13 protein-coding genes are annotated in these 20313 nt (G+C 63.3%); all 13 read right to left on the bottom strand.

From position 1 onward, the window contains the following. Window positions 1–105: 105 nt before the first annotated feature. The 13 genes from JAB6_RS16950 to JAB6_RS16890 all read right to left on the bottom strand — a co-directional run bounded on the left by JAB6_RS16950 (window position 106) and on the right by JAB6_RS16890 (window position 20302). Window positions 106–1569: a glutamate synthase subunit beta gene (locus JAB6_RS16950; RefSeq protein WP_034753804.1), complete on the bottom strand. Its 1464-nt coding sequence runs from the start codon at window positions 1567–1569 to the stop codon at window positions 106–108. Between the two features lie 79 nt (window positions 1570–1648). Beyond that, window positions 1649–6349: a glutamate synthase-related protein gene (locus JAB6_RS16945; protein WP_070303722.1), complete on the bottom strand. Its 4701-nt coding sequence runs from the start codon at window positions 6347–6349 to the stop codon at window positions 1649–1651. A gap of 194 nt (window positions 6350–6543) precedes the next feature. Then, window positions 6544–7251 carry a transposase gene (locus tag JAB6_RS16940; RefSeq protein ID WP_070303721.1) on the bottom strand — a complete coding sequence of 236 codons (708 nt, stop codon included), beginning with the start codon at window positions 7249–7251 and terminating at the stop codon, window positions 6544–6546. A 154-nt stretch (window positions 7252–7405) separates the two neighbouring features. Further along, window positions 7406–8086 carry a response regulator transcription factor gene (locus JAB6_RS16935; protein WP_034753797.1) on the bottom strand — a complete coding sequence of 227 codons (681 nt, stop codon included), beginning with the start codon at window positions 8084–8086 and terminating at the stop codon, window positions 7406–7408. A gap of 136 nt (window positions 8087–8222) precedes the next feature. Then, window positions 8223–9350 carry a HAMP domain-containing sensor histidine kinase gene (locus JAB6_RS16930; RefSeq protein ID WP_070303720.1) on the bottom strand — a complete coding sequence of 376 codons (1128 nt, stop codon included), beginning with the start codon at window positions 9348–9350 and terminating at the stop codon, window positions 8223–8225. 49 nt (window positions 9351–9399) lie between these two features. Then, window positions 9400–12504, bottom strand: coding sequence for a DEAD/DEAH box helicase (locus JAB6_RS16925; RefSeq protein ID WP_070303719.1), 3105 nt, complete (start codon window positions 12502–12504; stop codon window positions 9400–9402). A gap of 207 nt (window positions 12505–12711) precedes the next feature. After that, a complete protein-coding gene (locus JAB6_RS16920; protein ID WP_254671660.1) occupies window positions 12712–13200 on the bottom strand; it encodes a YbjN domain-containing protein in 489 nt (162 codons plus the stop codon). A 25-nt stretch (window positions 13201–13225) separates the two neighbouring features. Next, window positions 13226–13897, bottom strand: coding sequence for a hypothetical protein (locus tag JAB6_RS16915; RefSeq protein ID WP_070303717.1), 672 nt, complete (start codon window positions 13895–13897; stop codon window positions 13226–13228). 6 nt (window positions 13898–13903) lie between these two features. Further along, window positions 13904–15637 carry a putative porin gene (locus tag JAB6_RS16910; RefSeq protein ID WP_070303716.1) on the bottom strand — a complete coding sequence of 578 codons (1734 nt, stop codon included), beginning with the start codon at window positions 15635–15637 and terminating at the stop codon, window positions 13904–13906. A 38-nt stretch (window positions 15638–15675) separates the two neighbouring features. Further along, the gene (locus tag JAB6_RS16905; protein WP_235194266.1) at window positions 15676–16392 is read right to left on the bottom strand and encodes an energy transducer TonB; all 717 of its coding nucleotides are present in this window, start codon (window positions 16390–16392) and stop codon (window positions 15676–15678) included. Window positions 16393–16402: 10 nt separating this feature from the next. Next, window positions 16403–16813, bottom strand: a complete 411-nt coding sequence (locus JAB6_RS16900) for a biopolymer transporter ExbD (protein WP_034753784.1) — start codon at window positions 16811–16813, stop codon at window positions 16403–16405. Between the two features lie 13 nt (window positions 16814–16826). Further along, window positions 16827–18608 carry a DUF2341 domain-containing protein gene (locus JAB6_RS16895; protein WP_070303715.1) on the bottom strand — a complete coding sequence of 594 codons (1782 nt, stop codon included), beginning with the start codon at window positions 18606–18608 and terminating at the stop codon, window positions 16827–16829. A 56-nt stretch (window positions 18609–18664) separates the two neighbouring features. Next, window positions 18665–20302 (bottom strand): ShlB/FhaC/HecB family hemolysin secretion/activation protein, encoded by a 1638-nt coding sequence (locus JAB6_RS16890; protein ID WP_083292765.1) that lies wholly within the window; start codon window positions 20300–20302, stop codon window positions 18665–18667. Window positions 20303–20313 lie beyond the last annotated feature (11 nt).

Raw genomic sequence — 20313 nt, 5'->3', positions numbered from 1 at the left:
ATCGAGCCGCGTTCATGGCCGTTGACCTGACAGGCAAAAATAACAAAAGCCACGTCGCGATCCGCGCCGTGGCCCTGTCAAAAAACGAACAATTGCTCGTTTTTTTTAGCGCGGCAGCAGCGATGCCCCCATCAGGAACTCATCGACGGCGCGCGCGCACTGGCGCCCTTCGCGGATGGCCCACACCACCAGCGACTGGCCACGGCGCATGTCGCCGGCCGCAAACACTTTGGCCACCGAGGTCTGGTAGCAGCCGGCGCCATCCGTTGTCGCCTTGACATTGCCGCGCGCATCCGTATCGACGCCGAACGCTTCCAGCACTTGTTGTACAGGTGAAACAAAACCCATGGCCAGGAAGACCAGGTCGGCCTTCATCTCGAATTCCGAGTTCGGCACTTCGCTCATCTTGCCGTCTTTCCACTCGACTCGGCAGGCGATCAGCTTTTCCACCTTGCCGCCCTTGCCTTCGAAACGCTTGGTGGCCACGGCCCAGTCGCGCTCGCAGCCTTCCTCGTGCGAGGACGAGGTACGTAGCTTGGTCGGCCAGTACGGCCAGACGAGCGGCTTGTTTTCCTGTTCCGGCGGCTGCGGCATCAGTTCGAACTGGGCCACCGAGGCGGCGCCATGGCGGTTCGACGTGCCGACGCAGTCGGACCCCGTGTCGCCGCCGCCGATCACCACCACGTGCTTGCCCGTCGCCTTGATCTGGTCCTTGAGCTTGTCGCCCGCGTTGACCTTGTTTTGCAGCGGCAGGAAATCCATGGCGAAATGCACGCCTTTCAGTTCGCGGCCCGGTACGGGCAAGTCGCGCGGCTGCTCGGCGCCGCCGGCCATGATGACGGCGTCAAATTCTTTTTCCAGGTCTTCGGGGAAAATGGTTTCCTTGGCCCAGTTATTCACGTGGGCAGGGAAATCCTTGCCCACCAGCACGCTGGTGCGGAACACCACGCCTTCGGCTTCCATCTGTTTCACGCGCAGGTCGATGTGCGATTTTTCCATCTTGAAGTCGGGGATGCCGTAACGCAGCAAGCCACCGACCCGGTCGCTCTTTTCAAACACGGTGACGGCATGGCCGGCGCGCGCCAGCTGCTGCGCGGCCGCCAGGCCGGCAGGGCCGGAACCGACGATGGCCACTTTCTTGCCCGTGCTGAATCCCGCCGGCTGCGGCGTAACCCAGCCGTGCTCCCAGCCCATGTCGATGATTTTATGCTCGATCGACTTGATGCCGACCGGGTCTTCGTGGATGCCCAGGGTACAGGCCGATTCGCACGGCGCCGGGCAGATGCGGCCCGTAAATTCCGGGAAGTTATTCGTCGAATGCAAGACGTCGAGCGCTTCGCGGTAGTTACCGCGGTACACGAGGTCATTCCAGTCGGGAATGATGTTATTCACGGGGCAGCCCGTGGTGCAGAAGGGAATGCCGCAATCCATGCAGCGCGCGCCCTGCACCGTCGCTTGCGCGTCCGACAGGTGCAGCACGAATTCCTTGTAGTTCTTCAGGCGCGCGGCAGGCTCCAGATAGTGTTCGTCCTGGCGCTTGAATTCCATGAAGCCGGTAATTTTACCCACGATAGTTCCTTTGTATTTGGCTGGCGGGGAGCGGCCGGGCCGCTCCCTGGTCATTCATTCGGCAATGAGCTTGGCTGGCTCAGGCGGCGACGGCTTGGACTTCCATGGCGGCGTCGGCTGCCATTTCAATCAGCGCGCGCTTGTATTCGTTCGGGAAGACTTTCACGAACTTGCCGCGCGCCGCGGCCCAGTCGTCGAGCAAGACGCGGGCGCGGGTGCTGCCCGTGTGCTTGAAATGACGCTCGATCAGGCGCTTGAGGATCACCTCGTCCGCTTCCGGCACACCATCGCGGTGCTGCGTATGCCAGGCATCGCGGTCGACATGCTGTTCCGCTGCCGACACGACCTTGTCCAGGCCGACCATGGCCGTGTTGCACTTGCTGGCAAAGTCGCCGGCCGGGTCATACACATAGGCGATGCCGCCCGACATGCCGGCCGCGAAGTTGCGTCCCGTGTTGCCCAGCACCACGACCGTACCGCCCGTCATGTATTCGCAGCCATGGTCGCCCAGGCCCTCGACCACCGTGGTGGCGCCCGAGTTGCGCACGGCAAAGCGTTCGCCTGCCACACCATTGAAGAACGCTTCGCCGGCGATGGCGCCGTACAGCACCGTGTTGCCGATGATGATGTTGTCCACGGCCCAGCCGCGGAACTCGGTATTGGGCCGCACGATGATGCGCCCGCCCGACAAGCCTTTACCGACGTAATCGTTGCCTTCACCCACCAGGTCGATCGTGATGCCGTGCGCCAGGAAGGCGCAGGCCGACTGACCCGCCGTGCCTTGCAACTGGATATGGATGGTGTCATCCGGCAAGCCGGCGTGGCCATATTTCTTCGCCACTTCGCCGGACAGCATGGTGCCCACCGTGCGGTTCAGGTTGCGTACGGGCGAGATGAACGAGACGCGCTCGCCCTTTTCCAGCGCCGCGCGCGCTTGCGCGATCAGCTTGTGGTCGAGCGCCTTTTCCAGCGCATGGTCCTGGAACTCCACATGGCGGCAGGCTTGGCCATCTGGTGTTTCCGGCTTGTGGAAGATGGCCGAGAAGTCCAGGCCCTGCGCCTTCCAGTGCGAAATCGCCTTCGATTTATCCAGCAGGTCAACACGGCCGATCAGCTCATCATACGTACGGATGCCCAGCTGCGCCATCAATTGACGGGCTTCTTCGGCAACGAAGAAGAAGTAATTGACGACATACTCGGGCTTGCCCGAGAACTTGGCGCGCAGCACCGGATCTTGCGTGGCCACGCCCACCGGGCAGGTATTCAAGTGGCATTTGCGCATCATGATGCAGCCTTCGACCACCAGCGGCGCCGTGGCGAAACCGATCTCGTCGGCGCCCAGCAGGGCGGCGATGACCACGTCGCGGCCCGTTTTCATCTGGCCGTCGGCCTGTACGCGGATGCGGCTGCGCAAGCCGTTCAAGACCAGCGTTTGTTGCGTTTCAGCCAGACCCAGCTCCCACGGCGTGCCCGCATGTTTCACGGACGACAATGGCGACGCGCCCGTGCCGCCGTCATGGCCGGCAACGACCACGTGGTCGGCTTTCGCCTTGGTGACGCCGGCGGCGACCGTGCCGATACCCACTTCCGACACCAGCTTCACGGAAATCGACGCGCGCGGATTGGCGTTCTTCAAGTCATGGATCAGCTGCGCCAGATCTTCGATCGAATAGATATCGTGGTGCGGCGGCGGCGAAATCAAGCCCACGCCCGGCACGGAAAAGCGCAGGCTGGCGATGTATTCCGACACTTTATGGCCCGGCAACTGGCCACCTTCGCCCGGTTTCGCGCCTTGCGCCATCTTGATCTGGATCTGGTCGGCCGAGTTCAGGTAGGCGGCCGTGACTCCGAAACGTCCGGACGCCACCTGCTTGATGCGCGAGCGCATGGAATCGCCTTCCTGCAGCGGAATATCGACGACGATCTGCTCGGCGCCCACGATGGACGCCATGGTGTCGCCCTGGCGGATCGGGATGCCCTTCAATTCCTGCGTGTAGCGGTTCGGATCTTCGCCGCCCTCGCCCGTGTTCGACTTGCCGCCGATACGGTTCATGGCGACCGCAAGCGTTGCGTGCGCTTCCGTGCTGATCGAACCGAGCGACATGGCGCCCGTGGCGAAACGCTTGACGATTTCCTTGACCGGCTCCACTTCATCGAGCGGGATGGCCTTGGTCGGGTCGAGCTTGAACTCGAACAGGCCGCGCAGGGTCAGATGGCGACGGCTCTGGTCGTTGATGATTTGCGCGTACTCTTTATAGCTGGAGAAATTGTTGCTGCGCGTGGAATGCTGCAGTTTCGCAATCGCGTCCGGCGTCCACATATGGTCTTCGCCGCGCACGCGGAACGCATACTCGCCGCCCGCGTCGAGCTTGTCCACCAGCACGGGATCGTTGCCGAAGGCCAGCGCATGCAGGCGCAGCGCTTCTTCCGCCACTTCAAACACGCCGATGCCTTCCACGTTCGACGCCGTGCCCTTGAAGTATTTGTCGACCAGCGACTTGTTCAAGCCAATCGCTTCGAAGATTTGCGCGCCGCAGTAGGACATGTAGGTCGAAATACCCATCTTCGACATGACCTTCATCAAGCCCTTGCCGACAGCCTTGGTGTAGTTATAGATGGCTTTGTCGCCCGACAAATCGCCCGGCAAGCCATGCGCCATATCGGCCAGGGTTTCCATGGCCAGATACGGATGGACGGCTTCCGCGCCATAGCCAGCGAGCAAGGCGAAGTGGTGGGTTTCTCGGGCCGAGCCCGTTTCCACGACGAGGCCGGTCGAAGCGCGCAAGCCCTTGCTCACCAGGTGCTGGTGCACGGTGGACGTGGCCAAGAGCGCAGGGATCGCCACCTGGTCGGCGCAAATGGCGCGGTCCGAGACGATCAGGATGTTGTGGCCGGATTTCACGGCGTCGACGGCTTCCGCGCACAGCGAGGCCAGGCATGCTTCCACGCCTTCCTTGCCCCAGGCCAGCGGGTAGCAGATGTCCAGTTCGTACGACTTGAACTTGCCGCCCGTGTGGGCGCTGATGTTGCGCAGACGGGCCATGTCGTCAAAGCCCAGCACGGGCTGCGCCACTTCCAGGCGCATCGGCGGGTTGACGTTGTTCGTATCGAGCAAGTTCGGTTTCGGGCCGATGAAGGATACGAGCGACATCACCATCGCTTCGCGGATCGGGTCGATCGGCGGGTTTGTCACTTGCGCAAACAGCTGCTTGAAGTAGTTATACAAAGGCTTCAATTTGTTCGACATGACGGCCAGCGGCGAGTCATTGCCCATCGAGCCCGTCGCCTCTTCGCCGGCCACGGCCATCGGCGCCATGAGGAACTTCAAGTCTTCCTGCGTATAGCCGAACGCCTGCTGGCGGTCGAGCAAGGACGGCTGGGCTTTTTCGCCCTGCGCGCGGTCCAGCTTTGCCTGGCCTTCGGCCAGCTTGATCTCGTCGAGCTTGATGCGCACCGAGTTGATCCACGCTTTATAGGGCTTGGCGTTGGCGTAGGTGTTTTTCAATTCCTGGTCGTCGATGATGCGGCCCGCTTCCAGGTCGATCAGGAACATTTTGCCAGGCTGCAAGCGCCATTTCTGGATGATTTTCGACTCGGGAATCGGCAGCACGCCCGATTCCGACGCCATCACCACGAGGTCGTCATCCGTGACGATGTAGCGGGCTGGACGCAAGCCGTTGCGGTCCAGGGTGCCGCCGATGTGGCGGCCGTCCGTAAACGCCATGGCAGCCGGGCCGTCCCACGGTTCCATCATGGCGGCGTGGTATTCATAGAAGGCGCGGCGGTTGTCATCCATCGTCGTGTGGTTTTCCCACGCTTCCGGAATCATCATCATCATCGCCTGGGCGATCGGATAGCCGGCCATCAGCAGCAATTCGAGCGCATTGTCGAAACACGCCGTGTCGGACTGGCCTTCATAGATCAGGGGGAACAGCTTTTGCAGGTCGTCGCCCAGCACGGCCGACTTCATCACGCCTTCGCGCGCGCGCATCCAGTTGAAGTTGCCTTTGACGGTGTTGATCTCGCCATTGTGCGCGATCAAGCGGTACGGGTGGGCCAGCGGCCATTCCGGGAAGGTATTCGTCGAGAAACGCTGGTGCACGAGGGCCAGGGCCGAGATGCAGCGCGCATCCTGCAAGTCCTTGTAGTACACGCCCACCTGGTCGGCCAGCAGCAAGCCTTTATAGACGATGGTGCGCGCCGACATCGACGGCACGAAGAATTCCTTGCCGTGCAGCAGTTTCAAGGCCTGGATGGCGTGGCCCGACGATTTGCGGATCACATACAGTTTGCGCTCGAGCGCGTCGGTGACCATGATGTCCGGGCCGCGGCCGATGAAGATCTGGCGGATGACGGGTTCCTTGGCGCGCACGGTAGGCGACATCGGCATGTCCGTATCGATGGGCACGTTACGCCAGCCCAGTACGACTTGTCCCTCGATGCGCACGGCGCGTTCGATTTCCTGTTCGCAAGCGATGCGCGATGCGTGTTCCTTCGGCAGGAAAACCATGCCCACGCCGTATTCGCCAGGCGGCGGCAATTCCACGCCCTGCTTGGCCATTTCTTCGCGGTAGTACTGGTCGGGAATCTGGATCAGGATGCCGGCGCCATCGCCCATCAGCGCATCGGCGCCCACGGCGCCCCGGTGATCGAGGTTTTTCAGTATCAGCAAACCCTGTTCGACGATCGAATGGGTCTTGTTGCCCTTGATATGGGCGACGAAACCGACGCCGCAGGCATCGTGTTCATTGGCTGGGTCGTACAGGCCTTGCGCTTTCATGGGCTTCTCCGCTGCATATGACTATCGAAAAACTAGAGTAGTGCAACGCAACAAAAAACTCAACCAGAACAATTAGGGTCGGAGTCGAATTAAATCTGATTCTGTCGCCCTGAAAATTTAATAGGGACATAGTCGAGGCGATTTCAATAAAACGTCAGAAAGGAGTCATTTTTTGTTTTAAATGCGAATGGTTTTCAATTGGCGTCCGCTTCGGCCACGATTTTTCGGGGACGGCCGCGCTTGGCAGGCAGCACTTGCCGCTGCATTTTCTGCTCCAGCGCGTGCTTGAAAGCGTCGGAACCCAGCGGCCAGCCCTTCAATACAGCCTGTTCCAGGGTTTTGACCTGGCTGCTACCCAGGCCTTGCTCGAACAAGCGCAGATACGCCGCCTCGCGGTCGAACGGCGTGTTGCCCAGCGCCCAGTACAGCGCGTGGTCGGTGATGACGGGATCGGGCCGCACGCCGGCATGGTGGGCATAGCTCGACCACGCATGGTCGAGGGCATGTGCCACCAGCCCCGTTTGCACGGGCACGCATTCGAGGTAGCGGCAGCAAGTGAGGAAGAAATTGTCGGGATCGATGACGGAAGTTTTGTAGCGTCCCTGCCACAATGCCCCTACACGGCCGTATTTTTGGTTGAAATAGGGCACGTAATAGCGTCCCAGCCACTGCATCAGCTGCCCCAGACCCGTCGCATCGCTGGGCGTGGCCAGTAAATGTAGCTGATCAGGCAATAAAACGTAGGCGTGGATGGCCACCTTGAACATTTTCGCGCCTGTTTTCAGCCAGGAGAGGAATTGCGCGTAATCTGCCGCGTCCTCGAACACGGGCTGGCGGTTGCTGCCGCGCTGGATCACGTAATGGGGCAGTGCTGGAATGATAAGGCGGGGCAAACGGGCCATGGCAAGAGTCGGTAAAGATAGGCTAAGGCCTTGATTTTACACACTTGTACGCACAAGACGTGACTCTGACCCTGTTTTATTTGACATGCTGAAAAAAACGGATGACTCTGTCCCTTTTATGCCGCCACCTCGTGCGGGCGGCTGGCATCGGGTATCAGGACAGATTAAAACTGGCCGACAGGCTGTAGCCCTCGCCATACGCGCTGCGCAGCGGCAAGTCCTGGCCCAGACCTGTCTTGGCTTTTTTGCGCAGGCGGTAGACGAGCATGTCGACCCGGCGGCCCGCGTCGGGATCTTCGCCGCCCATGCCGGCCACGATGACATCGCGCGGCACGGGGCGGGTATTGATGGTCAACAGGTGCAGGAAGTTGAATTCCTTTTCCGTCAGGGCGATGACGGCCCCCATCAGCTCAAGTTGGCGAGCGCTTACTTTCAAGGTCCACTTGCCCGGCTCGGGCACGGGGTCTTGCGGGCCGACGCGGCGGTCGAGCGCCTCGATGTGGGCGGCCAGTTCGGGGAATTTGATCGGCTTGGTCAGATAGTGGTCGGCGCCCAGGCGCAAGCCCAGGATGCGGCTGTCGAAGGCGACGCGCCCCGTCAGCACCAGCACGCCGATTTGCGGATACAGCTGGCGCATGCGGGGGATGACGTTGAAGCCATCCTCATCGGGCAAGCCCAGGTCCAGCACGACCACGCCAACATTGCCATGGCTCAACGCCGTCCACATCCCGCCAGCGGAGCTGGTGATATGAACTTCGTGTTCGAGCTCAACGAGAAACTCCGCCATGTCCTCGGCGTAGTCCAGATTGTCTTCGACGATCAGTATTTTCGTCATTGCAACGCCATTCTTCCGTTAGTGAGCTACCGTGGGCAAACCATGCCATTCACTTCTACACCATGATGGACGGCACAATAGGTTTACGTCAAGGAATTATCACGGTTGCCTTCAGCGGAAGCAACTTTTTTCTAGTCTAGCCAGGAAGCGGCAGCCAAATCCGGAAAAGTGCCCCGCCTTCGGGCAGATTATGCCCCTGCAAACTCCCGCCATGCACGTCGACGACGGCGCGCGCCATGTACAGGCCCAGGCCCGCGCCCGGATGCGTCGCATGGCTTCCGCGGCTTCCTTTGTCGAACAGCTGCGCCAGTTCTTCTTCCCGCAAGCCGGGTCCCGCATCGCGCACGCACAGCGCCACGCCGCCTTCGGGTACCAGCCTGGCCGACAAGGTGATGGCGCTGCCCGGCGGGCTGAACTTGACGGCGTTATCCAGCAAGATTTTCAGGCACAGGGCCATGCCGGGCACGTCGCAGCGCAGCCGGGCCGGCAAGTCTTCGTCGAGTTCCAGCTGCACCGGGTGGCTGGCAGGCACGGTGGCGGCCGCCTGCTGCAGCAAGGCCAGCGGCGCGATGCCGTCGGCGGCCCGCTCGCGGCCGATGGCCGCCATGCGTTCGGGCGACAGATAGTCGTCGATCATGGCCAGCAGGCGGTCGACGGCCGTCTGGATTTTTACGTAGCGCTTGCGCGTGGCCTCGTCGGCATCTTTCGATGTCGAGACGAGGCGCTGGATGGCGCCGTCGATGGTGGCCAGCGGCGTACGGAATTCATGCGACAGCATCGAGGCGAAGCGCTTCTGCTCCTTTTCCCGTTCCGCTTCCTGCGCCTGGGCCGCGCTGACGTCGCGCACCGTGCCCGCCAAGGTCAGGCCCCTCCCTGCCGCTGCGGGCACGATGGTCGAGCTGATTTCCAGCGCCAGCAGGTGGCCGTCGGCGTGCGGCAACTCCACTTCGCGCAGCAGGGTCAGGCGGCTGGTGTCGCCATCGCGCCAGCGTTGCAAGCGGGCCGGCACGTCGGCTGCCAAACGCGCCGCATGCTCGCGCAAGGCAGGCATGTCATGGCCCGTCAGGCGCTGCGTGGCGGGGCTGATGTAGAGCAATTCGAGGGTGGTGGCGTCGAGCAGGAAGGCCGCGTCGCGCCCGTGCTCGGCCAGCAGGCGGAACTGCGCTTCGCCCGCCCGCGCGCGCAGCAGGGCGCGGCGCAACTGGACGAAACGCAGCGCCATGAGGATGGCGCCGGCAAGCAGCAGTAAGAAAATGGGCAGCATGCGTTATACCTGGCAAGAAAGAATCGCCAAGTATAAGCGTGCGGCAGCGTTAATCTTCCAGCGGGGCGAAAATCTGCTGCAAGTCTTCCTGCGTGAGGGCCATCTTCTGCGATTCGCCCTCGGCCAGGATCGATTGCGCCAGTTCCGATTTCTTTTGCTGCAGCAGCTGGATTTTCTCTTCCAGCGTGCCCTTCGCGATCAGCTTGTAGACGAACACGGGCTTGTCCTGACCGATGCGCCAGGCGCGGTCCGTGGCCTGGTTTTCCGCCGCCGGATTCCACCACGGGTCGTAGTGGATCACCGTGTCGGCCGCCGTCAGGTTCAGGCCCACGCCGCCCGCTTTCAGGCTGATCAGGAAAATCGGTACGGCGCCCTGCTGGAAGGCCGCCACTTGCGCCCCCCGGTCCTTTGTCTCGCCCGTCAGCAAGGCGTACGGGATGTCGCGCGACTCGAGTTCTTCCTCGATCAATTCCAGCATGCTGGTAAATTGGGAGAACACAAGAATCTTGCGCCCTTCGTCGAGCAAGTCTTCCACCATCTGCATCAGGTCGAGCAGCTTGGCCGAGCCGGCCGACTGCTTCTTCGCCGGCAAGGATTTCACCAAACGCGGGTCGCAGCACACTTGCCGCAATTTCAGCAGCGCTTCGAGGATGACGATCTGGCTGCGCGCCACGCCCTTCTTGTCGATTTCTTCGCGTACCTTTTGATCCATCGCCAGACGCACGGTTTCATACAGGTCGCGCTGCGGCCCCGTCAATTCCACCTTGCGCACCATTTCCGTTTTCGGCGGGAGCTCCTTGGCCACATTGTCCTTCGTGCGGCGCAGCAGGAAAGGCTTGATGCGGCGGTTCAGCAGCATGCGGCGCAGCGGATCGTCCTGGCGCTCGATCGGATGGCGGAACTGGGTGTTGAAGGTCTTCTCGTCGCCGAGCAAGCCCGGCAGCAGGAAGTGGAATTGCGACCACAGCTCGCCCAGGTGGTTTTCCAGCGGCGTGCCGGACAAACACAGGCGGTGGCGCGCGCGCAGCAGGCCCGCGCTTTGCGCCGCCTTGCTGCGCGTATTCTTGATGTAGTGCGATTCGTCGAGGATGACCAGGTGGAAATCGTGCTCGCGCAAGGTTTCCTCGTCGCGCGGCAACAGGGCGTAGGTGGTCAGCACCAGGTCGCATTGGTCGATCTGGTCGAATTGCTGGGCGCGATCCTTGCCTTGCAGCAGCAGCACTTTCAGCGAAGGCGCGAACTTGGCCGCCTCGTCCTGCCAGTTGCCCATCAAACTCGTCGGTGCAATCACCAGGGCCGGATGCGTGAGACGGCCCGCCTCCTTTTCCACCAGGATATGCGCCAAGGTTTGCACGGTTTTACCTAAGCCCATGTCATCGGCCAGGATGCCCGCCAGGTCATGGTCGCGCAGGAATTGCATCCACGCCAGGCCATCGGCCTGGTAATCGCGCAAGGTCGCCTGCAGGCCGGCTGGGGCCGCCACTTTTTGCACGGAACCGAACTGGCTCAGCTTGCGGCCCATGGCGCGCAACTGCTCGCCGCCCGTCCATTGCATCTCCAGGCCCCGTGCCAGCTCTTCCAGGCGCGCCGCGTCCAAGGTCGACATGCGCACGGCATGTTTGATCTTGTCGCTGAAATACAGTTCGCCCAGGGTGTTCAGGATGGGGCGCACACGGCCCCACGGCAGGGCCACGCGCGTACCGTCCGGCAAGGTTGCCAGCATCTGGTCATCGTCCGCGTGCGCTTCGATAACTTTCGGATTGAAATCGTTGGGCGCGTTGCGGATCAGCTGCACCAGCACGGGCAGCAGCGGCACTCTTTCGTGGTTGACGACGATGCCCAGTTCCAGTTCGAACCAGGCGTTGCCGCTGTCCGGGTCCTGGTCGTCGATTTCCGCGTACCAGTCGCCCACGTCGCTCACGTCGTAGCGGTACTTGGCCGTCTTTTCCACGATCCAGCCCTGCTCCAGCAAGGCGTCGATGCCGGACTCGGCAAAACGCAGCCATTCCGCCTGGGACGGCAGTTGCAAGGCGCCCTTCAAGCCGCTCAATGGGGCCGAGCCCGGCTTCTTGAATTGCAGCTCGGCCAGGGTGGCCAGCGCACGCGCTTCGTCGACCGTATTTCTCTGGATAATTTCCGTCACGTCGCCCACTTGCCGCACCACGCGCTGCGACGGGTCGAACGAGACGCGCTCGCCATCGTAGTCGTAGGACAGCACGGCAAAATCGCTCCAGCGCTGGATGCTGCCATCGGCCAGCATGGCGCTATCGAGCAGCAAGACCGGTTGCGCCGGCACGTCCTTGCGCAAGCGCTGCGGCAAAGGCTGCGGCAGCGGCATCAAATGCTGCAAGCCCTGCGCCAGCAGCAGTTGCGACACGCGCACCTTGTCGTTCGCGTTCAACGGCGGCGCCTGCGCCACCAGCGCCTGCAAGTCGGCCAGGGAAATGTCGGAGCCGCCCTGGTTCAGTTCCAGCACGCCGCACGACAGATTGTCGATGTACCACGGCGGATCGGTGGGCAGCATGTAGTCGATCTGGTCGGCGCCATGGTGCTTCGCGCCTTCCGGCGGGTCCACTTGCCAGCCCAGGCGCATGGTCTTGCCCTCGTCGCGCCAGAACAGGCGCGCGGGACGCACGGGACCTTCCTTCAACGGGTACACGAGGCCATTGCCGACATCGGCCCAGGAATTGGCCCACAACAATTTATCCTGCTCGGCCAGCATTTTCAGCAGGGCCGCGCCCACCTTGCCCTTCGGCTCCGTGGCGCTGCCCGTCTGCGAATTCTGCCCGCTGCGCATGGCCACGAAGAAACGCACGAGGTCTTCGTCGGCCGGCGTCAAAAACGTGGGGGGCGCCGACAGCAGCGAGAAGATTTCGCTGATGGGCGACGCCGCCGCCACGTCGCCGTTCGGCCGCAGCCGCGCCTTGTACAGGCACAGGGCCACGTGGCGGCCGCCGCTGGTGGGCGCCAGCACGTAGATCAGGCGGTGCTGGTTGAGTTTGGGATCAGGCTCGGCAATCGTCAGCACGGCCTTCGGATGGGCGGCAGCCTCCACCCGCTGCAGCCAGGTGGCGACGGCATACGGCAAAGGCGCTCCCGGCGCGCTGGCCGGGGCAACTGGGGTTTCACTGGTTTCGTCGCGGGTAAAATCCATGGGGCGCATTTTTGTGTAAAGGTCGTATCCAAATCGGCAACAGGCAATATTATCCGCCATACAGCCGTTGCTGGCTTGATTCACACACGCTCTTTGAGCAGTTTTAATGCGCGATGCCTAAAAAATAAGTATTTAATACGACACTTGAGACCCGCAGATGGCAAAAATGGCCCGTCGCGGGCCATTTTTCCTCCACTGGACGGCTTATCAGGCCGGCACAGTTTCTTCTTCTGCCACGCTGGCGGCCTCGACTACCGGTGCGGTGCTTGTATCGACCGGCGTAAAGTTGCGCAAAAACAAGAAGAACTGGCCCATCATCTGCGTCCACAGTTGCAGATTGATATTCAGGTACTCCGTGCTGACGCCGCCGGCGACCAGCACATCCATCTCCAGCACGACGAAATCGCCATGCTGGGCCACGCGGGCAAAACGCTTGCTGCGGTGCCATTCGGCCAGCAAGCCGGCCGGCAAGTCGCCGCCCTGCACGCGCAGCGGGCAGCTCAGGGTCAGATCCGCGTACTGGCCAGGCGCGGCTTCATTGCCCCACAGCACCTGGAAGCCGATGCCATGGCTGGCGCTGTGCAGGCGCACGACGCCGTCGTGTTCGATACTGGTCACGGCGCAGCCGGCCGCCTTGATGGCGTCGGCCGTTTGTTCCGCATTCAGGGTGGTCAGCAAGTTGTTGGTGTTTTCCATCGTCATTCCATTCATTTCAAAAAAATTATTGGGGGGCCGGCGTTTCTGTTTGGCGTGCATCAAAGCGGCCCTGGTACAGCTGGTCGCCATACTGCTGCGCGATTTGCTCGAGTTTCACCCTGCTTTGCGCGGCGAACGGCTGGCGCGCCTTCATGACGTCCAGCACGCCGAGGCCCTCATACGCTTGCAGGATGTCCTGCCCAGCCGCATACAGCTGGGCATTCTTGCTTTCGCAGCGCGCCAGGGCGCCCCGCTGGGCCGTCACTTCGCCGTCGAGACGCGCGCGCTCCGCTTCCAGCCGCTTGCCCGTGGCAGTCAATTGCTCGCTGGCCTGGCGGTACTGCGCCAGGCTGGCGGCCGCCTCTTGCGCGGCGGCCGTGCTGCGCTGTTGCTGCTCGCCCAGTTTTTCCCGCTGCGCGCGCTCGTGCGCCAGTTGCGACTGGCTGCGCGCCAGCTCCTTTTTCAAGCCATCGCTGGCGGGCGCGGCCGCAGCGGGCGCCGCCTTCGCGGCCGGTACACCCTTGGCTTTCAGCAGTTCCAGCTCGCCGCGCGTCTGCTGCAATTGCGCCGTCACGTTACGCAGTTCAGCCCGCAAGCGCTCTTCCATGCTTTGCCCCTTCTGCGCCTGGGCCGTGCCGGCGGCCAGCAAGCTCAGCAGCAATAAAGGCAGGCGCATTTTGTTGGATATCAACATCATGGCTCCTTAAAAACGCGCGTTCAATTCGATTTGCAAGGTGTCGATCGACAGTGCCGAACCGAACACTTCGCGGCTCGACGTCCAGCGGCCGTTCAGCCACGTATTCTTGTCGAGCGCATACGCGCCGCCCAGGTAGTAGCCGCGCGCATTCGTGCCGCCCAGGTGGAAAGTGGAATCGTTGTAGGCGTCAGGCAAGGCATCCGGTTCGATGCGCTTGTAGCCAAGCAAGACGTTCCAGTCGCCGCGCGCAGCCGGGCTGGCCTTGCCCAGGGTCGCTTGCAGCATGTAGGCATTGCCGCCGCTCTTGAAATCGGCTTGCGAGACGCCGCCCGTGCCGCCGAAGTTGTTCATGATGCCGCCCTTGGCGCGCGCCCACATTTCGTTCTTGTCGTAAGCCATGTTGCGCACATAATCGCCTTCGATGCGCAAATCCGTGCCGCCCGCGACCTTGCTATCCCAGCGCGCATTCAGGTTGGCCAGGCGGAACTTCGAGGCCAGGCCCACGAATTGCGGCTGCGGCGTATTGGCCGGGTCCAGCGGGTTCAGAGCGATATTGCGCAGCAACATCAAGCTATTGCCCTTTTGCATGCTCGATGGACGCGACCAGTCCGTGCTGCAGCCATCGGCGCCCGCGTACAGCGCGCACGGCTGCGAGTACTCTCCACTGATGTTGCGGAAGTTGTAGTAGGCCAAGGCGCCGCGCAGCTGATGGTCGCTATTGATCTTCCACGACGCGCCCACTTGCGCGCCCAGCAGCCATTTGTTTTCGCTCGACATTTTTGCCTGGCTGCGGCTAGGCGCATTGTCGGACGAATACTCGAGCGGAATCAGGCCCAGGGTACCGAAGACGGTGGCGTCCTTGCTCTCGCCGACCGGCTGCTGCACCTTGGCGGCGATGCCGTCGAAATTGAGTTCGCTGGAAAACAGTTCATCGCCGGACACAAACGGATTGTCGAAGCGGCCCGCCGTCAGTTTCAGCCAGGAAGCGGGCTGGTACGACAGCCAGGCCTGGTCCAGCCAGATGTTTTTCTTGCCCAGGCCGCCACCGAGGGTTTGCGTGGTGGACACAGGACTGTCATCGTTGCCGCTGGCCAAGCGGATGCCTGCCTGCGTGGTGTCGGAAATGTCGGCCAGGATACCCAGGCGGGCGCGCGCGCGCAGCAAATGCTTGCGGTCTTCGCGCGTGTTCAGCAACGCCGGCAGGGCCAGGTTGGTGTTCGAATTGACGTCGTAGCCGCTGCCGCTGTTGAGCGAGCGCCAGTCGATCTCGATATTGCTGTTGGCCATGTCGTAATAGCGCGACTCGTAGCGCGCGCGCACGTCGCCTTCCAGGCGGATGCGCTTGGTCCAGGCCGGTGTTTCATTCGGCGCCGCCCAGCCGCCCGCTTTTGCCTCGGCCATGACCTGGCCCTTGATTTCGTCACGGATCTGTTCGCGCACGGTTTGCGAAATATACGGCACGCGCACGTCGCCCGGCTGCACCTGCGCCAGGGCGGCCGGCGCGGCGGCCGGACGGGCCTGCGCTTGTGCCAGCGCTTCGCTCTGCGCCTGCGCCAGCAGCGCTTCGCCGGCATCCTTGTTCAGGGCGCCGCTCTGGATCAGGCCGCGGATCAGCTTGACCATGGTGCTGTCGGCCGGTGCTTGCGCTTGTACCGCGCCCGCCGCCATGCTCAGGGCCAAGGCGGCCAGCGCCAGCGGAAGGCGGCGCATGCGCTGTGAGGGAGAGAATAAGGAATTCATTGTTTCTTTCGGAAAAAATTAATATGAATTTGGGGACGCTATGGCCGGCGGCCCTTAATGGAAACGCGGGCCGGGAAACGCAGGGACGCCGGTGGCCGTTCATCGGCACGGAAATCGCGCACCATGGCCAGCACTTGTTCATCCGTCTGCGCATTGCCCGTGCCCTGCACCAGCTGCACTTTCGTCGTCCTGCCTTCCGCATCGAGCCACAGGTCAACGCGGATATCGCTAAACGCCAGCTGGCGCGTGCGCGGATCGCGGGCAAAGGCGAGCTGCAGCGCGTTGGCCACATAGCGGCCATACGATCCCGCGCCGAGTCCGCCGCCACCACCGCCGCCCGTCATGCCGCCGCCGCGTCCGGCCTGGATGCCGAAGGCGTCGCTGCCGGCCTGCGCCGCACCGTCGATCGTGACGGGGTCGCCCTTGTCCGGCGACGGACTTTCCGGCGCGTCATCCATGGGCTTGTCAGCCGGCGTCGGTTCCGGCTCCGACACTTCCGGCACCACCTTGTCCGGTGTCGGTTCCGGCAGTTTTTCCGGTTCCGGCGGCGGTGGCGGCGGAGGGGGCAGCATCAGCATCGGCGGGGCCGCCACTTCGCGCTTGGTGGCGGCCGTGTCCGACAGCAAATACCAGACCAGCGCGGCCAGCGCAGCGGCCAGCAGCACGCCGCCGGCCACGCCGCCCCAGCGGCGCCACCACTGCGCCGCGCCCGACGATTCCGGCGCGGCCATCTTCATCATGTCGTCACGCTTCACCTTGCGCTCCTCATGCCGGCTTGCCGGTCACCAGGCCCACCTGGTTCAGGTCGATGCGGCGCAGCAAATCGAGCACTTCGACCACTTTCGCGTACTGCACGGCGGCATCGCCGCGCACGATCACGGGAAAGTCGGGCGTCAGGGCCTTTTCCGTGCGCAAGCGCTCTTCCAGCTCGGGCAGGGTGACGGGATAGGCGTCGAGAAAGACCTGGCCCGCGTTGTCGATGGTGATGGCCTTGGTCTTCGGTTTTTCCAGCGCCATGGCCGAGCTGGCCTTGGGCAGGTCGACCTTGATGCCGGGAATGCTGGCGTTGCTGGTCAGAATAAAAATCACCAGCACCACCAGCAGCACGTCGACGAAGGGCGTGATGTTGATGCCGCCGCTACGCTTGCGGGGGGTAAACTTGGCGGAGGTGGCCATGGTTATGCGCCCCTCACGCCTGCTGCAGCACGGGACGCATCTGGCGTCCGTCGCCCTGCTCTTCAGCCAGGCGCGTGGCGAATTCGTCGACGAAGACGGCCATGTCGGCAACGATGGCGTCCGAACGCGAGGACAGCCAGTTGTAGCCGAACAGGGCAGGGATGGCCACGCCCAGGCCAGCGGCCGTACACAGCAGCGCGGCAGCCATGCCCGGCGCCACGGAGTTGATGTCCACGGCGCCGGCCATGGCCGCCACGACGAACACCAGCATGATGCCGATCACGGTGCCGAACAGGCCGACATACGGTGCGCCTTCGATGGTGGTCGACAGCCAGATCATGCGTTTGGACATGCGTTCGCTTTCGCGCACCATCACGCCATCCATGGCGGCGCGGATAGCGCCAATCGTTGCGTTCGAGACGGCGTTCAGGTCGTAGCCGCGGTCGTGGCGGCGGCGCATCTCGTCGATGGCTACGTCATACAGACGCCACAGCGAGGAATCGGCCTTCACGGAAGCGCTGAGCTTGCCGTTGCGCGACAAGTGGTCGAGCGGCGCGCCGGCCGCTTCGTGGAACGATTGCATGAATTGCGCATTGGCGCGCGAGATGGCGCCATAGCTGCGGCCCTTGCCGATCATGATGATCCACGACAAGACCATCATCAGGCCCAGCACGCCGACGACGATCCAGGCGTCGAGCGGCATGGCGGCGATGATGAAACCGAAATGGCTTTTACCCGCTTGCTGTTCATCGGCGCCAAACACGGCCAGGCGCGATTCGGAACCTTGCGAGACGGCGTCGGCCAGCAGCAGGGCGTCGGGACGGGCCGTGCGCGACAGGCGCAGCTCGTCGATGGCGCCCGTGAAGTTGGCCAGGGTGGCGGTACCGGAAGCGACCGGCGGCGCATCGGCGCCCACCGAAGCGGCAGTGGCGAAGGCTGGCAGCGCGGTGGCCAGCGACACGGCCGGACGGCCGCCCACGTACAGGGCCACGTTGGCTTTGTCGGCCTTGACGGCCAGGTGCGACCATTGCGCGGCCTGGATCGGCTGGCCCGGCTTGCTGCGCTGGCCATTCACCTGCACGAAGGGCACGCCCTGGTCTATGCCGATCAGCAATTCATTGGCGCCATCGCGGCGCGCATACAGCACTTGCTGCGCGCCCAGGCTGTCGGGACGCACCCAGGCGGAAAACGTGAACGGCGCACCGGCGGCCAGCGCCAGCGATGGCGAGGCGGGCAGCATCAACGGCATGGAGCCCAGGCGGGCGCCGGCGCCGATGACGGAACCGTCGAGCGCCGGCACTGCCGTCTGCGCATGGTTGCCATAGGCGGTGCTGTCGCGCGAGGGCACGCCAGGCTCGGTGAAGTGGTACACGAGGCTGTAGTCGGGATCAAAAGTACGCTGGCCATTGCCGGAAGCGGGCGCCTTTGGATTGCCGTAGTACATCCACAGTTGCTGCGGCGTACCGGCCGTCAGGGCCGGCACGTCGACCCAGATCAGGGCGATGCCCAAGAGCGGATTGAATTGCTCGATCTGGTGGTTCAGCACCGTTTTATCGTCGCCCGCCACGAAGCGCAGGTCGGCGCCGTTGTCGCTGACGCCTTCGAAATTGAAGTTACCCGAATGCAAGCGCAGCAGCACGGGAATGCGGCCGGGATCGCCGCCCACGGCGCCCGCCTTCGGGCCGGCGTCGACGGTGACGGGTTTGCGGTAAGCCCAGTCGGGCTGCCACCAGGCATGCGCCAGGCCGGGAACGAGCGTGCCCAGGATCGTGAGCAGGAAAAAAAGACGTTGCATGACAGTGATTCTCCGAAGAAAAGTCTAAAAAAGTGCGGTGCTGGTGAGCTGGCCCGTCAGTAGCTGGCCGACAGGTTGAAATTGATGCGGCGCACGTGCTTGTGCGTGCGCGGGCCATCGCGCAGCGGGTAGGCGAAATCGATGCGGCCATTCAGGTAGCGCAGGAATTGGAAGCTGCTGCCCACGCCCACCGAAGCCAGGCCGAACAGGTCTTTCTGTTCCGGCAGCGGGTCGCGCAGACGCAGGCGCGCGCCATCGGCAAAGGCAAACAGACGCCAGTTTTCCAGGCGGCTGAAATACGTCAGCTGGGGCGTGCGCCACTCGACGGTGCCGGAGACGCCGTAGTCGCCCGTCGCTTCGGCCGACAGGTAGCCGCGCACGGAATTGGCGCCGCCGGCGGCCATCTGCTCGCCCGACACGAGCGCCGCATCGGCCAGCTGGCCCGCCAGCTTGCCGTACAGCTGCGCGCCGCTGCTCAGGGTGGTGGTGGCGTTGGCATCGCCCTTCAGGACGAGAAAGCTGGGCGAAGCCTTGTAGCGCTTGTTGTCATAGGCGGCGCTGTTGCTGCCATAGCCGAACGCGGCGCGCGTGCCGACCACCAGCGACAGGCCCAGGCCGTAGGTCGCCGTCTCCGTCTGCGCAAAGCCGTTGTAAGCCACGCTGAGCGGCACATACTTCAGGGGAACACTGGAGCCGGCGCCATTCAATTGCAGCGCTTCCTGGTTATCCTTGAAATCGATGCCGCCGCTAAAGCTGTGCCACCAGATGCCGCTGTTGGGCACCGTGTAATTGAGCTTCATGCCCAGCGCATGGCCCTTGCCCAGCACGCTGGTGCCGCCCGTGCTGGCCACGTTGCTGTTCGACTGGTAGCCGGTCGCTTCCACGCTCCAGCCCTGCGTGCCGATGGGCGCCACGTACGAGGCCGACCACACCTTGGTCTGGTTCAAGTCGCCCGGCGTGCCGAAAAAGCTGATGGTGGCGCTATGGCCCATCTGCCACAGGTTGTCGTGGCCGAGCGAGATGCTGCTGCGCAGCTTCTTGGTATCGGCGCTGTAATCGTTGTTCAAGCCGACGCTGGCGCGCCACGGGCTGCTGTCCTCGACTTTCAAGTCCACGTCCATGGTACCGGGCAGGCTGCCCTGCTTGACCAAGGGCATCACCTGACGCTTGGGACCGCGGTTCAGAGCCGTCAATTCCACTTGCGCCTGGGTAAAATCGGGCACCTTGCCTTCCGTCAGGGCCGGCACTTGCTGGCGCACGTCGAGCGGCGAGTTGTATTGCGCACCGACCACGCGCAAGCGCCCCACCTTTGTTTCGCTCACCTGCAGCACCACCACGCCCTGCTCCACCTGCTGCTCGGGCAAGTCCACGTAGACGGACTGGTAGCCGCGCGCTTGATATGCAGCAACGAGGGCGTCGCGCGCCCCTTCCACGTCCTTCAGGGTGCGGCCCGGCCCCAGGAAGGGCGTGACCGCTTCTTCGATGGCACGCGCGTCGAGCACGGTATTGCCGCGCACCAGGTATTCCTCGATCGTCACCTGCCGTTCCGGCGCGGCCACGGGGGCCGCTGCCGGCACCGCGTCCTGCGCGCGCGCCATGCCGGGCAGCGCCAGCATGGCCAGGCACAGCATCGTCAAGGCGGTCGCGGGTGCCGCGGGTGCTGCCCCCTTGCCCTGTTTTTTCATTTCACGCATCTTCCATTCAC

Origin of the sequence: Janthinobacterium sp. HH104, assembly GCF_001758715.1 — a bacterium.
Classification (GTDB): domain Bacteria; phylum Pseudomonadota; class Gammaproteobacteria; order Burkholderiales; family Burkholderiaceae_D; genus Janthinobacterium; species Janthinobacterium aestuarii.
The sequence above is the reverse complement of the archived record's forward strand: the minus strand, read 5'-3'. Positions and strand labels throughout refer to the sequence as shown.

What these genes read in the sequence shown, in the direction of transcription:
- JAB6_RS16940 (WP_070303721.1), bottom strand. Translation starts at nt 7,251, where the DNA reads ATGGCCCGTTTGCCCCGCCTTATCATTCCAGCACTGCCCCATTACGTG.
- JAB6_RS16920 (WP_254671660.1), bottom strand. Translation starts at nt 13,200, where the DNA reads ATGGAAAACACCAACAACTTGCTGACCACCCTGAATGCGGAACAAACG.
- JAB6_RS16890 (WP_083292765.1), bottom strand. Translation starts at nt 20,302, where the DNA reads ATGCGTGAAATGAAAAAACAGGGCAAGGGGGCAGCACCCGCGGCACCC.
- JAB6_RS16930 (WP_070303720.1), bottom strand. Translation starts at nt 9,350, where the DNA reads ATGCTGCCCATTTTCTTACTGCTGCTTGCCGGCGCCATCCTCATGGCG.
- JAB6_RS16945 (WP_070303722.1), bottom strand. Translation starts at nt 6,349, where the DNA reads ATGAAAGCGCAAGGCCTGTACGACCCAGCCAATGAACACGATGCCTGC.
- JAB6_RS16895 (WP_070303715.1), bottom strand. Translation starts at nt 18,608, where the DNA reads ATGCAACGTCTTTTTTTCCTGCTCACGATCCTGGGCACGCTCGTTCCC.
- JAB6_RS16925 (WP_070303719.1), bottom strand. Translation starts at nt 12,504, where the DNA reads ATGGATTTTACCCGCGACGAAACCAGTGAAACCCCAGTTGCCCCGGCC.
- JAB6_RS16935 (WP_034753797.1), bottom strand. Translation starts at nt 8,086, where the DNA reads ATGACGAAAATACTGATCGTCGAAGACAATCTGGACTACGCCGAGGAC.
- JAB6_RS16900 (WP_034753784.1), bottom strand. Translation starts at nt 16,813, where the DNA reads ATGGCCACCTCCGCCAAGTTTACCCCCCGCAAGCGTAGCGGCGGCATC.
- JAB6_RS16915 (WP_070303717.1), bottom strand. Translation starts at nt 13,897, where the DNA reads ATGATGTTGATATCCAACAAAATGCGCCTGCCTTTATTGCTGCTGAGC.
- JAB6_RS16910 (WP_070303716.1), bottom strand. Translation starts at nt 15,637, where the DNA reads ATGAATTCCTTATTCTCTCCCTCACAGCGCATGCGCCGCCTTCCGCTG.